Here is a 14,172-nt window from a genome sequence, read left to right as displayed (position 1 = left end):
AACGCTGATGACCGAGCCTAACCCTAGTCCTGTTCCCCAATGGCGAGCCTCGCTCTGGGAGAACGTTAAAACGATCGCGATCGCACTTTTCTGCGTCTTTTTAATTCGCTCCTTTCTCGCGGAACCGCGCTATATTCCCTCCGATTCAATGCTGCCGACCCTGGAAACGGGCGATCGCGTCGTTGTCGAAAAGGTGTCCTATCATTTCCATCCCCCCACCATGGGCGATGTGATTGTGTTCAATCCCCCCAGTCTGCTGCAAGAATACGGCTATCTCCCCAAACAAGCCTTCATCAAGCGCGTCATGGCCACGGGCGGCCATCACATCAGCGTTCACGATGACCAGGTGTACCGCGACGATGAACCCCTCACCGAACCCTATACCGCCGCGCCGCCCCACTACGAACTGAGCGATCGCACCGTCCCAGACCATCGCCTCTTCGTCATGGGGGACAACCGCAACAACAGCAATGATTCCCATATTTGGGGCGTGCTGCCGGAAACCAACGTGATTGGCCGCGCCGTGTTCCGCTTTTGGCCCCCCAAGCGCATCGGCTGGCTTTAATTAACGCCATAACGAACCGTAATCCCAACCGCCTCGGTCAGCGTGGCACAATGTAAACAGATTAAATACTGTTAACAACTGTGAAGGAGGTTGTCGCATGGTTGCCACCGCCGAACAAGCCCAAAAACGCCTAACCATCCAAATCGCTGAGGTTGCCGCCGATACCACGGTGATCCGATCGCTGGATTGGGATCGCGATCGCTTCGATATTGAATTCGGCCTGCAAAATGGCACAACCTACAACGGCTACATCATTCGCGGCGATAAACTGGCGATCGTCGATACCTCCCACGCCAAATTTAAACAGCTTTACCTTGACGCTCTCACGGGTCAGATCGACCCCAGCCAAATTGACTACCTCGTGATCAGTCACACCGAACCCGATCACAGCGGTTTAGTGAAAGATGTCCTCGCAATGGCTCCAAACGCGACGGTTGTGGGTTCAAAAGTGGCGATCCAATTTCTCGAAGGCTTCATTCACCAAGATTTCCAACGGCAGATCGTCAAAAGTGGCGACAAAATCGACCTCGGCAAAGATCACGTCCTCGAATTCGTCAACGCCCCAAACCTCCATTGGCCCGATACAATCCTCACCTACGACTGGGGCACGCAGACCCTCTTCACCTGCGATGTGTTCGGGCTGCACTATTGCAGCGATGACCTGTTTGATGTGCAGTTGAGCGCCATCGAGCCGGACTATCGCTTCTATTACGACTGTTTGATGGGCCCCAATGCGCGATCGGTCTTAGGGGCGATTAAGCGGATGAAGAATTTAGGCGAGGTGGAAACGGTAGCCAATGGTCACGGCCCGCTCTTGCGCCACAATGCCCACGAGTTGATCCAGCGTTACCACGATTGGTCAGTGTCCCAAACCAAGGGCGAAACGGTGGTGGCGGTGTTTTATGTGTCGGACTATGGATATAGCGATCGCCTCTCCCAAGCGATCGCCCACGGCATCACGAAAACCGGTATCGCCGTCGAAATGATGGACATGATCGGCGAAGATCAGCAGGAAATTCGGGAATTGGCCGAACGGGCCGCCGGGCTAGTGATTGCGATGCCCCCCGCCGCTGGGGACAAGGCTACCGAAGCATCCACGAGCCTGAGCACGATCCTCGCCTCCGCCAACGATAAGCAGGTGGTGGGCTTGCTGGAATCCTACGGCAGTGATGATGAACCTCTTGATCCGCTCCTCACCAAATTCCGCAACCTGGGCGTAACCGTGGCGTTTCCCAGTATTCGGATCAAAGATAATCCCGATGAAGCGCTCTACCAACTCTGTGATGAAGCGGGGACGGATTTGGGGCAATTCCTCAGCCGTGAGAAGAGTATTAAAAAGCGCAAATCCCTCGATAGTGATTTGGATAAGGCGATCGGGCGGATCAGTGGCGGCTTGTATATCATTACGGCTCAAAAGAGTGATGTGAAAGGGGCGATGTTAGCCTCTTGGGTGAGCCAAGCGAGTTTTGAACCCTTTGGGGTGTCGATCGCGGTGGCCAAAGATCGCGCCATTGAATCCTTGATGCAGGTGGGCGATCGCTTCGTCCTCAACGTTCTTGAAGACGGCAACTATCAACCCCTGATGAAACATTTCCTCAAGCGGTTTAAGCCCGGTCAAGACCGTTTTGAAGGCATCGAAACCCGCCAAGCCAACAACGGTGCGCCGATTCTCGCCGATGCTCTTGCCTATTTAGAATGCGAAGTGGTGAGCCGCATGGATGTGCCGGATCACTGGATTGTTTACAGTCAAGTGACCGATGGCCGGGTGGCGAAAACCGAGGCCCGCACCGCCGTCCATCACCGCAAAGTCGGCAACTACTATTAAGTCCGGGGTTAACGCTGGCTGCACTTCTGGCAGAGCAAGGCGAAGCTAGCGGCGGTGAGCGTGATTAAGATCGCGTGGAGCGGATGTTGTCCCTGGCTAATCGCAAAAGAGGTGACAATTCCGGCTCCAACCGTAGCAAGGAGTGCAGATTCTAACAGTCCACTGTTGCTATTGTGATTGTACATAGGGTAATTTCATCGGTCTAGGGCGCAGGGTTGCGCCCTTTTTCAATGACGCGAGGGGTTAAATTTGTCCCTTAGCCTATCACTGGGCTTTTGGTGCGATCGCACTCCCCGCCCTTTTCGCAATCCATCGTTAACCTTCGCCATCTTTCGTTACATTAGGAGGCACTTCAAAAACTGTCCACTCTGCTTAGAGCCTGATGCAGACCGAGTGTTATTCACGGTGAATAAACGTGACAAAACCCTGCTGATGTATAAAAATGCAGGATCAAGCCAGACTATATAAGCGAAGATGGAAAAGTCTTCTCGTCCGCAATTGAGAATTCTTGAGTATATTAGAGACCGAACCACTGGAATGATGAAACCAATGAACTGCTGGACTCGTCTATTTGCGCTGCTCACACTAACGTTAGGAACACTGGCAGAGGGATCTGCGATCGCAGCTCTCTCCCGAACTTCATCCCCTCGTGACCTTCTCCCGGATCAAACTGAGATCACTCAGCGATCTTTCAGGAATCAATGCGCCTACATTAAAGAAGAGACAGGTGTATTCAGGAGGTCCTCAACAGCCGCTCCAATACCAGGTGTCAGTTTAAATCGGGAAAATATTGTTCGTATAATCGAAGATTATCCAGATGGCTGGGTCAAAATTGAAGATGCCGAAAACCCTAGAACTTCGGGTTTTGTCCAAGCGCGGTCTGTAGATGAACATGATGATTGTGATGAATTCGACATTTCAGTTCAGGCTACCCCAACTAATTTGCAACAGCGTGGACAATGCTACCGAGTCAATAAAGATCTAATCGTTCATTCTTCACCGCATATTCGCCGAAAAACCAATCAAGAACTGTTCTCTGGTGAAACTGTTTATCAACAACTGAACACTTCCATTGAACCAGATGACCTAGATTCAGATCGCTGGTGGATCAAAGTGATTCTTTTGGACGCAAACTCTCCCATTGAAGGATGGGTTGAGTTTCGTACACCTGGAAATGATGAGAATAATTTAAGAGAATGTTGATAAATTCAGGGAAAGGTATAGATATGATAAAAAATTGGCTCAACATTGGCGCAGTAAGTATCCTTTCTGTCTCAGGCATAGTGCAACATGTATCTTTGACCTCTCCTGTTGCTCATGCAGCTTCCTTCGAGGTAGCTCAACTTGAAAGGGATATGACGGGGGAATGCCGACAGGTACACAATGATCTTGCGATGATTCACCAATCTCGCACAGAGTCAAGTGGTATAGTTATGGATTTGAGTCGAGGTGATAAGGTTATCTTAGGTGAAGATGGTGACTTATCCGGTTGGATTGCAGTCCGGCTCCCTGGTGAGGGGTTTGTCCAGGCACGCTATCTGATATCGGATTGTGAACGCGAGTTGCCAGACGTGAGACCCAATTTAACGGCTCCTGATACATTGTGTATTAACTATCGAGTAAGTAGCACAGTTGGACTTAATGCCTACGAACTGCCAAATCCTAGCACTGATGAACGTGGTCGTGTTTATCCGGGCGAACGTATTGCAGTAGTGGGAAGCCCGTATTTTAGTGAGGATACTCAAACAGAATGGTTACGAATCAACCATCCTGAAAAGGGTTGGATTGAGAACGGTGATCCGGATACACGTATTTTCAATACAACGTTATGTAGTGAGTTGGGAATATAGCTTCTAGTCGATCACAATTTCCAGTATAAGTCCAGCATTTCAAAAGACAAGAAATCTCCCTAGTGATATTCACTAGGGAGATTTTCAATAACGCTTTAATTAATGCGATGAAGCTACTTGATCGTGGCTTTTGCGCCAGCTTCTTCAAGCTGCTTCTTGATCGCTTCGGCATCGTCTTTGCTGGTGCCTTCTTTGAGCGCCTTGGGAGCAGATTCCACCACTTCTTTGGCTTCTTTGAGGCCCAATCCGGTGATCGCACGGACAACTTTGAGGATGGCGATTTTCTTGTCAGCGGGGAACTCTTCGAGAATCACGTCAAATTCGGTCTTCTCTTCTTCGGGTTCAGCGGCTGCCGGAGCGCCAGCGCCCGGAGCCATCATCATCATGCCGCCGCCAGCGGGAGCGGCTGCGGTCACGCCAAAAGCGTCTTCAATTTGGGTCACGAGTTCAGATGCTTCCAAAAGGGTTAGACCCTTGAGCTTTTCCAAAATTTCGTCGGTTGCTGCGGACATAGTTGATCTCCTGTATCAGTGTAAATCGTCGTAATGTTTGAGTTTTGTTGGCTCAGCACCGAATCGGGTTGGGCCTATTCGTCGCCTTTGGCGGCGATCGCGGCGATCGCACGACCCAAAGAACTGGGTACTTCGTTGATACCCCGTGCAATGGATGACGGGACTTCTTTGACACCCACGGCAATCTTGGTCGGGATCGAGTTGATCGCGCCCGCAATTTGTGCCATGAGTTCCTCTTTGGAGGGCAGATCAGCGATCGCTTTCACCTGCTCTTCATTGAGGGCCCGGCCCTGCATCACCCCGCCTCGGAATTCCGTTTTCTTGGTTTCCTTCTTAAAGGCTTGGAAAGCACGGATTGCACCGCCAATGTCATCTTGGACTAACAAAAACGCATTGGAACCCGACAGAAATTCTGTCATCGGTTTCCATTCGCTATCCTCAGCAACAGCCAGCTCCATCAACGTGTTTTTCGTGATTTTGCACACCGTACCGAGGGGACGCATCCGATCGCGCAGATTGGTAATCTCCGCAACGGAGAGGCCCTGATAGTCAAAAACAACAGCCAATTGCGACGCACTCAAATGTTCTTTGAGGTCGGCAATGATTTCGGCCTTATTTTCGCGGGTTCTCCCCATAATCTGGTCTCACCTCCTTGTAATTAGCATCGCTTCGCCCACACAAAACCCCGACACGGGGGCCGGGGTCGCGTTACGGAAACAATGTGCTACGGAGGGTATAGTCCGCGATCGCACATCATTCCCGGAACAAACCTCGGCAGGCAATTAAGCCATCTGCACCTGCTGTCTTTAGCATGTCACAGAGAATGAATCATTCAATTGTGTCGGAATAATGGTTCGTCTAAGCCGCTTCAGTTAACTTCAGATCCCGTAACCCACTGATATCGACCTGGATCGATGGCCCCATCGAAGCAGAAACATAGATACTGCGCCAATAGCGACCTTTTGCACCAGAGGGACGGTTACGATCCACCGTTTCCTGAAGGGCTTTGAGATTTTGTAATAAATCTTCGGCCGGAAACGATGCCTTACCAAACATAACATGAACGATGCCGGTTCGGTCGGCCCGGAATTCTAATTTCCCGGCTTTAAATTCAGCGATCGCACTCGCCACATCCGTCGTCACCGTGCCCGCCTTCGGCGACGGCATCAAGCCCTTCGGCCCCAACATCCGCCCCAACTTCGCCACCTTCGGCATCATGTCCGGTGTCGCAATCAACTTATCAAAATCCAACATGCCTTTTTGGATTTCTTCAATCAACTCTTCCGAACCGAACAGATCCGCCCCAGCATCTTCTGCTTCCTTCACCTTTTCACCGCGACCGATCACCGCCACCCGCACGGCTTGCCCCGTACCCTTCGGCAGCGCCACCGTCGTCCGCAACTGTTGATCCGTGTACTTCGGGTCAATTCCCAAACGGATATGGACTTCAGCCGTTTCATCAAACTTAGCCGTTGCCGTCTCTTTCAACAATGCCAATGCCTCTGTGGGTTCGTAGGGCCGATCTTCCACCTTCGCCCACGCAGCCTGTAACCGGCGTGATAATTTTTTAGCCATGAATTTTATTCTCCTTTGGGTGCAAACGAAGCCGTGCTTCTCCCCGCTATCGTGTTCTAGTCTGTAATCGCAACGCCCATGTTTTTCGCCGTGCCCGCCACAATCTTCATCGCCGCATCAATGTCATTGGCATTGAGATCCGGCAACTTAATTTCAGCGATACTGCGCAACTGATCACGGGTAATACTGCCCACCGTTTGGGTATTCGGTTGAGCGGCTCCTTTATCGATACCGGCTTCTTTTTTAATCAAAACCGATGCCGGAGGCGTTTTCAGAATAAAGGTGAAGCTCCGATCTTCGTAGATCGAAATTTCCACCGGGATAATCAAACCCGCTTTATCCGCCGTTTTTGCATTGTATTCTTTGCAAAACGCCATGATATTCACCCCATGCTGACCCAAAGCGGGCCCCACGGGAGGGGTCGCAGCGGCTTTACCTGCGGGTAACGCCAGTTTAACGAGCCCAACAACTTTCTTTGCCATAGTTAGCCTTGTTTTTCGACCTGTGTAAATTCCAATTCAACAGGGGTATCGCGCCCAAAAATCGATAGGAGGGCTTTGAGTTTACTCCGTTCCGGACTGACCTCAATCACTTCTCCTTCAAAATCTTTGAACGGCCCCGACAGGACCATGATCTTATCACCAACGGCCATGTCAATTTTGACAACGGGTTCTTGATCTTCAGCATGTTTGAAGATCCGCTCGACTTCTCCCGGACTGAGGGGAACCGGTCGCACGTGACCCCGCCCTCTCCCGGTGGGGCGTTTTTGCTCAGCGCCGACGAAGTTGATCACATGGGGCGTATTTTTCACCGCTTGCCAGGATTCATCATCGAGGAGCATTTGCACTAACACGTAGCCGGGAAAGACTTTTTCTTCGCTATGCAGCCGGACTCCGTCCTTACGGACTTTGACTGTGGGGGTTTGGGGAATCTGTACTTGCAAGACGCGATCAGCAACATCTAAGGTGTGAACCCGTTGCTCTAGATTCGTTTTCACCCGTTTTTCACAACCGGATGCGACTTGAACAGCATACCAACGCGGTTTTTCGCGGGTTTCTGGGGACTGTTCGGTTTGATGTTCATCTTCGGGTAGAAAACTCATGAAAATACCGCTTTACTCAACCACACAAACAAGTTATCCACGAAATAAATCGTGGTCGCAACGAGGGTCACCATTAAGATGACGGCTGCGGATTCACTGATCAATTGCTGGCGCGAGGGCCAGACGACTTTGCTTAATTCTTCTTTGGATTCGCTTAAAAAGCCGGTCACACTGAAGTCTTCGCTTCCTTTGCCGTCTTTTTTGGCATCAGGTTTGCCGCCTTTTGGGGTTGCTGTTGCTTTGGGGGTGTTGTTGCTTTGGGGGTTTTTTTTAGCCACGATAACCAGAATCTCCCGTGATACTTGGATGACCTAAACGGTGTTATTGGGGGATATTGCACGGACTCAAGGGGGTGGGCCGAGGTGCGATCGCAATTCGCGATCCACTGACCCGATCATCTCACCTCAAGAGTCAGGTGTCCCTTCTCTTCACGATACCCTAAATCCAGGGTATTTCTGGTCGCCAGAAGACCCACCCGCGCCCAGCCATAATGACAACTGAAGCATCGGGATAGAGCACTGCGCTGCCGACGGCGTATCCCAGTAAGCATGGTGACGCGCCCTGGAGGACTTGAACCCCCGACATCAGGTTTTGGAGACCTGCGTTCTACCAACTGAACTAAGAGCGCACAGGGAGTCGATGAAGTGGGGTGCTTCAACAGGTTTCTCCACTGGATTTTCATTGTAATGCAAAGCGGGAACGAATGGCTAGTAACGCAGGTAAACCGTCAACAGTAGGCTGGAGACTACTTGAGGGGGCGATCGAAGCGTTGTTTGATCCGAGTCGCTTTCCCGACGCGATCGCGCAAGTAGTACAGTTTCGCCCGCCGCACTTTACCGCGACGCACAATCTTAATCTCACTGACCTTCGGAGAATGAAGCAAGAAAACCCGTTCAACCCCCACCCCTTGGAAAATCTTCCGCACGGTGATGGTCTCATTGATCCCGCCGTGACGCTTGGCGATCACGGTGCCTTCATAGGGCTGAACCCGTTCTTTACCGCCCTCTTGAATACGGATACCGACCCGCACCAAGTCCCCCACATGGATCGTGGGGATATCATCCTTAATAAATTCCGACTCAACGGAACGAATAATTTCTTCTGCGTGCAACATTCGTTTTGCCCAAAACTCACAGTCTCCTATAGTACCATGAATCCTAGAGTACGAGTAGGCCGTCTATTACTGGCCGGCCTGGGTAACATCCAGAATTAAGCCTTCTTTTGCCATCACTGCCGTGGGAGACGCAGCCAACACCTCATGGCTGAGATCATCCAGAAACACATCGCTATGGTTTGGCTCATGGTGAAAAATGACTAACTGCTTCACCCCAGCCGCTTCAGCCACCCTCACTCCTTCTTGCCAAGTGGAATGACCCCAGCCCACTTTTGGAGATTTCGGGTTGTGGTATTCCGCATCAGTGTACATCGCGTCGTAGATGAACACATCCGCATCCCGCGCTAGGTGAACCACATTTTCATCGAGGCGATCGGGTAAATGCTCGGTATCCGTGCAATAGACTGCCGTATAGCCGCGCCAACTGACCCGGTAGCCCATGGCCCCGTTGGGATGATTGAGGGGCTTAGTTTCGATGGTGATGTCATCGAGTTGGAAGGCTTCACCGCAGACAATATCGTGAAAACGCAGATCGGCGGAAATGTCAGCGATGGGGACTGGGGAATTAACATGCAGCACCCGTTCTTTAAAGTGCCGCTCCATCGTCATCAGTTCCCCTTCTGGTGGCACTTGGCCATGGATATGAAACCGATCTTGGGGGCTGAAATAGGGAAAGAAAAAGGGAATTCCTTGGATGTGATCCCAGTGGTAATGGGTGAAGAAAACGTAGGCTTCGATGGGGGACTGTTTCAGCAGGGACTTACCCAAAACCCGAAGACCGGTGCCGCCATCAAAGATCAGATGTTTACCCCCAATGCGCATATCGACGCAGGAGGTGTTACCGCCGTAACCGACAGTGTCAGAGCCAGGGGAGGGAATGCTTCCCCGAACTCCCCAGAATTGGATCAGAAATTCATTAGAAGGGTTAGTTTCCATGGAGCACTCAAGGCATTAAAACAGTACATTGACCCTGATTCCGCAGGAGGTGATCGCACAGGACTAGGGCCACCATTGCTTCCACCATGGGGACAGCTCTGGGTAAAACGCAGGGGTCATGACGACCTTTTGCGGCCAGGACAGTGGCCTCACCTGTGGTTGTCACCGTTTGCTGTGCTTGTCCTATGGTAGCAGTGGGTTTAAAGGCAGCCCGTAAAATAATCGATTCTCCGTTGGAGATTCCCCCTTGAATACCGCCGGAACGGTTGGTGGCCGTGCGCATTGTTCCCTGATCATCGAGGCAGAAAGCGTCATTGTGTTCTTTGCCGGTTAAGACGGTACCGGCAAAGCCTGACCCGATTTCAAAGCCTTTCGTGGCTGGTAAGGACATGATCCCTTTGGCGAGGTCGGCTTCGAGTTTGTCAAAGACGGGTTCGCCGAGGCCCGGAGGGACGTGGCGGGCGACGCATTCGACAACGCCGCCGAGGGAGTTTTGATCGCGCCGGGCTTGGTCAATTAGTTCTATCATTCGGTCGGCGCATTCGACATCCGGACAGCGGACGATGTTGGCTTCGACCTGGTCGAGGGTGACGGTTTCGGGGTCGATCGCACCTTCAAGATTTTGAATTCGTTTGACGTAGGCGACGATTTCAACGCCGGCCACTTGATGGAGAATTTTTTTAGCGATCGCCCCTGCTGCCACCCGGCCAATTGTCTCCCGTGCGGAGGAACGCCCCCCCCCCTGCCAATTACGAATCCCGTACTTGGCATCATAGGTGGCATCAGCATGGGAGGGGCGATATTTGAGGCGCATTTCCTCATAATCCTGGGGGCGTGGGTCTTTGTTGCGCACCATAATCGCGATCGGTGTACCGAGGGTTTTCCCTTCAAACATCCCCGACAGGATTTCGCATTGGTCGGCTTCTTTGCGAGGGGTGGTGATTTTGCTTTGGCCGGGGCGGCGGCGATCGAGTTCAAACTGAATCTCATCGCGGCTGATCTCAAGCTGGGGGGGACAGCCATCAATCACCACGCCCACGCCGCCCCCGTGGGACTCGCCGAAGGTGGTGATCCGAAACAGATGCCCAAATGTACTGCCCATAGTCTTGTCGCTGAGGAATGGCCACATTTTATCCTAACCTTTGGGGGGATGCGGAATTGGGACACAATTCGGATTCACGGTTCGGATTCACGGTGATGCGATCGCCCCCCTACCCCAGACCCAAGCCGTCCCTTGGGCCATCGATGGTAATCCGGGCAGGCTTAATAAAGAATTAATGGGGTTAAACCCTCACCATTCTTTTCACCCAACCCCGTTTGTCCCCCACCGGCCACCATGGGACACATCATCGGCTAACTTAGATGGAATAGTGGCACCACCGTTCAGAGCAAGGCGCGATCCTGCCTTCCTCACGATTCCATCGACCTGATTTCACCGCACCACAGCCCTCGATTTTGCCCCAGCATCGGCTCAAGCTTGATCCCATCCACTGCCAATTCTGGCTGGTCTGTGGTATCTCTGAAAATAGGTAAATCATTTACCCCTGACCTTGAAGTTATTAGCCGACTGTTTCGCAATCTCTGATAACTCCATTCCTTGATAACCGACTTATGTCCACTCTTGTTATTGTTGAATCTCCCACAAAAGCCCGTACCATTCGGAACTATCTTCCCAGTGACTACATAGTCCAAGCCTCCATGGGTCATGTGCGGGATTTGCCCTCATCCGCTGATGAAATTCCAACCTCCTACAAGGGACAAGATTGGTCGCAACTTGGGGTCAATGCTCACAACAACTTTGAACCGATTTACGTCATTCCGAAAACCAAAAAAAAGATTGTTAAGGAATTAAAAGATGCCCTCAAAAATGCCGATGAATTAATCCTGGCCACTGACGAAGACCGTGAAGGCGAAAGTATTTCCTGGCATTTGTTGCAAATTTTAAAGCCGAAAACTCCCCCCAAGCGGATGGTTTTTCATGAAATCACCGCCGAAGCCATCCAAAAGGCCCTAAATAACTGCCGCGACATCAACGAAAATCTCGTCCATGCCCAAGAGACCCGCCGCATTCTCGATCGTCTCGTCGGCTATACCCTCTCACCGCTGCTGTGGAAAAAGATTTCCTTCGGACTGTCCGCCGGACGGGTTCAATCGGTATCGGTGCGGCTTTTGGTACAACGCGAGCGCGAGCGGCGAGCTTTTCAAACCGCCTCCTATTGGAATCTCAAAGCCCACTTGCAGGCCAAAAAAGGTAAATTTGAGGCGAAATTAGTCACCCTAGCGGGGAAAAAGCTCGCCACCGGGAGCGATTTTGATCCGAGCACCGGCACCCTCGCCAAGGGTAAAAAAGTCGTTGTCCTCAATGAAGCCGAAGCCCTCGCCCTCAAAGAGCGCCTCGAACCCCAAACCTGGACGGTGAGCCACACCGATGAACGGCCCACCATCCGCCGCCCGTCGCCCCCCTTCACTACCTCCACCCTGCAACAGGAATCCAACCGGAAACTGGGGTACTCAGCGCGGGACACGATGCGCATTGCCCAAAAACTCTACGAAGAGGGCTACATCACCTATATGCGGACGGATTCGGTGCATTTGTCGGAGCAGGCGATTTCGGCTGCCCGCGATTGTGTCACCCATAAATATGGCAACGAGTATTTACCCAAGAAGCCGCGCCAATACACCACGAAAAGTAAAGGGGCCCAAGAAGCCCATGAAGCGATTCGGCCGGCGGGGTCGAGTTTTCGGACACCCCAGGAGACGGGATTGAGCGATCGCGAATTCCGCCTCTATGACCTGATTTGGAAACGCACCGTCGCCTGTCAAATGGCCGACGCTAAACTAACCCAACTCAGCGTTACCGTTAAAGTCGATGATGCCGAATTCCGCGCCAGCGGCAAACGGATTGACTTTCCCGGTTTCTTCCGTGCCTACGTTGAAGGCAGCGATGATCCCGATGCCGCCCTTGAAGATCAAGAAATCACCCTCCCGGATCTCAAGGTGGATGATGTGCTGAACTGTCAGGCCCTCGACCCCCTCAGCCATGACACCCAACCCCCCGCCCGCTACACCGAAGCCTCCTTGGTGAAAGTCCTTGAAAGTGAAGGCATTGGCCGCCCCAGCACCTACGCCAGCATCATCGGCACGATCATCGATCGCGGCTATGCCCAGATGCGCAACAAAACCCTAATTCCCACCTTCACCGCCTTCGCCGTCTCCCGTCTCCTCGAAGATCATTTTCCCGATCTAGTCGATACTGGCTTCACCTCCCGGATGGAGCAAACCCTTGATGAAATTGCCGCTGGCGATGCCAAGTGGTTGCCCTATCTAGAATCCTTTTATTTAGGGGAACAGGGCCTCGAAAAGCAGGTCAAAGTCCGCGAACAGGACATCGAAGTGGGCAAAGCTAAAACCGTCATCCTCGACAACCTGACGGGGGTGGTTAAAATCGGTCGATTCGGCCCCTATATTGAAGTCCCCCACGGTGATGATGTGGTGACCGCCTCCATTCCCCCGGACTTAACCCCGGCGGATCTCACCCCGGAGCAAGTGGATCAACTGATTCGCCAAAAACTGGAAGGCCCCGAAGAATTGGGCGTTCATCCGGAAACGCAAGAATCCATTTATGTCCTCGTGGGTAACTATGGCCCCTATGTGCAACTGGGCGAAAAAACCGATGAAAATCCGAAACCAAAACGGGCCTCCCTGCCCAAGGGAGTGAAGACGGAAGATGTCACCCTGGATTTGGCTCTGGGACTGTTGGCGTTGCCTCGCCTGTTAGGGGAACACCCGGAAACCGGTGCGAAGGTGAAAGCCAGCTTGGGACGGTTTGGGCCCTATGTCGTTCATGATCAAGGCAAAAATGGTAAGGATTATCGGTCGATTAAAGTGCCGGATGATGTGTTGGAAATTACCTTGGAGCGGGCCTTGGAACTGTTGGCCCAACCGAAGCGGGGCCGGGGTCGCAATGCGAGCAAAACGCCGCTGAAAGAGTTGGGGGTACATCCTGAGGATCAAGAACCCGTCAACATCTATGCCGGCCCCTATGGAAATTATGTGAAGCATGGCAACGTTAATGCGGGTTTACCGGAGGGTGAAACGATTGAGACGATGACCCTGGAAAAGGCTCTGCCCATTTTGGCGGAAAAGGCGGCAACGAAAAAGAAAACCACCCGCAAAAAATCCACCAGCACGACGGCGAAAAAGTCCACCACCGCCAAAAAATCGACGACGGCGAAAAAGTCCACCACGACGAAGAAAACCACCACCCGCAAAAGCTCAACTCGCAAGAAAGCTTGATTCTCAAGGGTCAGTCTTGCTTGTCTTGATCGATGGCGGTGGAGTTGATCGGCGGTGGTGCGATCGCACCTCCCCGCCTATTGGCCTTCGAGTTGTTCGATCTGTTCTTGGCGGGCTTCGTTGGGGTCAAGTCGGTTGCTGGGGTCGAAGATGCCGCTGATCCAGTTGACGGTTCCGGTGCGGAGGCTGTAGCTCCAGCCGCTGAGGGGTTGGGGGAGAAATTTATCGCCCGATGTGAAGAAAACGATCGCAGCCAAGGCCAGACCGAACGTAATTGAGCCTTTAATTTTGAGGAGTACCATGATCACACCATCTAACGTTAGAGTGGGTCTCTTTCATCATCGGAGTTTAGGGCTGTTCCTGCCAACCTGAGAAACACTCAAGTTTGGACGGGGTG

The 14,172-nt window shown here is 52.2% G+C and carries 16 protein-coding genes and 1 tRNA gene; 5 read left to right on the top strand and 12 right to left on the bottom strand.

What is annotated here, in order from left to right:
• The first annotated feature begins 7 nt into the window (after nucleotides 1-7).
• Nucleotides 8-565: a signal peptidase I gene (lepB, locus tag SPI6313_RS09035; protein ID WP_072620692.1), complete on the top strand. Its 558-nt coding sequence runs from the start codon at nucleotides 8-10 to the stop codon at nucleotides 563-565.
• 97 nt (nucleotides 566-662) lie between these two features.
• Nucleotides 663-2,390 (top strand): diflavin flavoprotein, encoded by a 1,728-nt coding sequence (locus SPI6313_RS09030; protein ID WP_072620691.1) that lies wholly within the window; start codon nucleotides 663-665, stop codon nucleotides 2,388-2,390.
• A gap of 8 nt (nucleotides 2,391-2,398) precedes the next feature.
• On the opposite strand, the gene SPI6313_RS23465 is transcribed toward SPI6313_RS09030, so the two are convergent.
• Complete coding sequence (locus SPI6313_RS23465; protein ID WP_175551109.1) at nucleotides 2,399-2,575, bottom strand: hypothetical protein; 177 nt, start codon at nucleotides 2,573-2,575, stop codon at nucleotides 2,399-2,401.
• Nucleotides 2,576-2,864: 289 nt separating this feature from the next.
• On the opposite strand from SPI6313_RS23465, the gene SPI6313_RS09025 reads away from it, so the two are divergent.
• Nucleotides 2,865-3,593, top strand: a complete 729-nt coding sequence (locus SPI6313_RS09025) for a hypothetical protein (protein ID WP_139276591.1) — start codon at nucleotides 2,865-2,867, stop codon at nucleotides 3,591-3,593.
• Nucleotides 3,587-4,240 (top strand): hypothetical protein, encoded by a 654-nt coding sequence (locus tag SPI6313_RS09020; protein WP_072620689.1) that lies wholly within the window; start codon nucleotides 3,587-3,589, stop codon nucleotides 4,238-4,240. The genes SPI6313_RS09025 and SPI6313_RS09020 overlap by 7 nt, the downstream gene beginning before the upstream one ends.
• Nucleotides 4,241-4,353: 113 nt before the next feature.
• Here SPI6313_RS09020 and rplL read toward each other — a convergent pair whose 3' ends face one another.
• The 10 genes from rplL to aroC all read right to left on the bottom strand — a co-directional run bounded on the left by rplL (nucleotide 4,354) and on the right by aroC (nucleotide 10,581).
• On the bottom strand, nucleotides 4,354-4,752 hold the full coding sequence (gene rplL / locus SPI6313_RS09015; protein ID WP_072620688.1) for a 50S ribosomal protein L7/L12: 399 nt from the start codon (nucleotides 4,750-4,752) through the stop codon (nucleotides 4,354-4,356).
• Between the two features lie 74 nt (nucleotides 4,753-4,826).
• Nucleotides 4,827-5,387, bottom strand: a complete 561-nt coding sequence (rplJ, locus tag SPI6313_RS09010) for a 50S ribosomal protein L10 (RefSeq protein WP_072620687.1) — start codon at nucleotides 5,385-5,387, stop codon at nucleotides 4,827-4,829.
• Nucleotides 5,388-5,610: 223 nt separating this feature from the next.
• Nucleotides 5,611-6,327 carry a 50S ribosomal protein L1 gene (rplA, locus tag SPI6313_RS09005; protein ID WP_072620686.1) on the bottom strand — a complete coding sequence of 239 codons (717 nt, stop codon included), beginning with the start codon at nucleotides 6,325-6,327 and terminating at the stop codon, nucleotides 5,611-5,613.
• Between the two features lie 56 nt (nucleotides 6,328-6,383).
• Nucleotides 6,384-6,809: a 50S ribosomal protein L11 gene (rplK, locus tag SPI6313_RS09000; protein ID WP_072620685.1), complete on the bottom strand. Its 426-nt coding sequence runs from the start codon at nucleotides 6,807-6,809 to the stop codon at nucleotides 6,384-6,386.
• Between the two features lie 2 nt (nucleotides 6,810-6,811).
• Nucleotides 6,812-7,429: a transcription termination/antitermination protein NusG gene (gene nusG, locus SPI6313_RS08995; protein WP_072620684.1), complete on the bottom strand. Its 618-nt coding sequence runs from the start codon at nucleotides 7,427-7,429 to the stop codon at nucleotides 6,812-6,814.
• Nucleotides 7,426-7,707, bottom strand: a complete 282-nt coding sequence (secE, locus tag SPI6313_RS24395; protein WP_072620683.1) for a preprotein translocase subunit SecE — start codon at nucleotides 7,705-7,707, stop codon at nucleotides 7,426-7,428. Before secE ends, nusG begins: the two co-directional genes overlap by 4 nt.
• Before the next feature lie 277 nt (nucleotides 7,708-7,984).
• A tRNA-Trp gene (locus SPI6313_RS08985) sits at nucleotides 7,985-8,057 on the bottom strand.
• Nucleotides 8,058-8,174: 117 nt separating this feature from the next.
• Nucleotides 8,175-8,540 (bottom strand): 50S ribosomal protein L19, encoded by a 366-nt coding sequence (rplS, locus tag SPI6313_RS08980; protein ID WP_072623070.1) that lies wholly within the window; start codon nucleotides 8,538-8,540, stop codon nucleotides 8,175-8,177.
• 69 nt (nucleotides 8,541-8,609) lie between these two features.
• Nucleotides 8,610-9,479, bottom strand: coding sequence for an MBL fold metallo-hydrolase (locus tag SPI6313_RS08975; protein WP_072620682.1), 870 nt, complete (start codon nucleotides 9,477-9,479; stop codon nucleotides 8,610-8,612).
• 7 nt (nucleotides 9,480-9,486) lie between these two features.
• A complete protein-coding gene (gene aroC / locus SPI6313_RS08970; protein WP_072620681.1) occupies nucleotides 9,487-10,581 on the bottom strand; it encodes a chorismate synthase in 1,095 nt (364 codons plus the stop codon).
• Nucleotides 10,582-11,090: 509 nt separating this feature from the next.
• Here aroC and topA point away from each other — a divergent pair.
• Nucleotides 11,091-13,775 carry a type I DNA topoisomerase gene (gene topA, locus SPI6313_RS08965; RefSeq protein WP_072620680.1) on the top strand — a complete coding sequence of 895 codons (2,685 nt, stop codon included), beginning with the start codon at nucleotides 11,091-11,093 and terminating at the stop codon, nucleotides 13,773-13,775.
• A gap of 77 nt (nucleotides 13,776-13,852) precedes the next feature.
• On the opposite strand, the gene SPI6313_RS08960 is transcribed toward topA, so the two are convergent.
• On the bottom strand, nucleotides 13,853-14,077 hold the full coding sequence (locus SPI6313_RS08960; protein ID WP_072620679.1) for a hypothetical protein: 225 nt from the start codon (nucleotides 14,075-14,077) through the stop codon (nucleotides 13,853-13,855).
• Nucleotides 14,078-14,172: the final 95 nt, after the last annotated feature.

This window comes from Spirulina major PCC 6313 (genome assembly GCF_001890765.1).
Taxonomy (GTDB): Bacteria; Cyanobacteriota; Cyanobacteriia; order Cyanobacteriales; family Spirulinaceae; genus Spirulina; species Spirulina major.
Note: the sequence above shows the minus strand (reverse complement) of the source record. Positions and strands in the feature narration are given on the sequence as shown.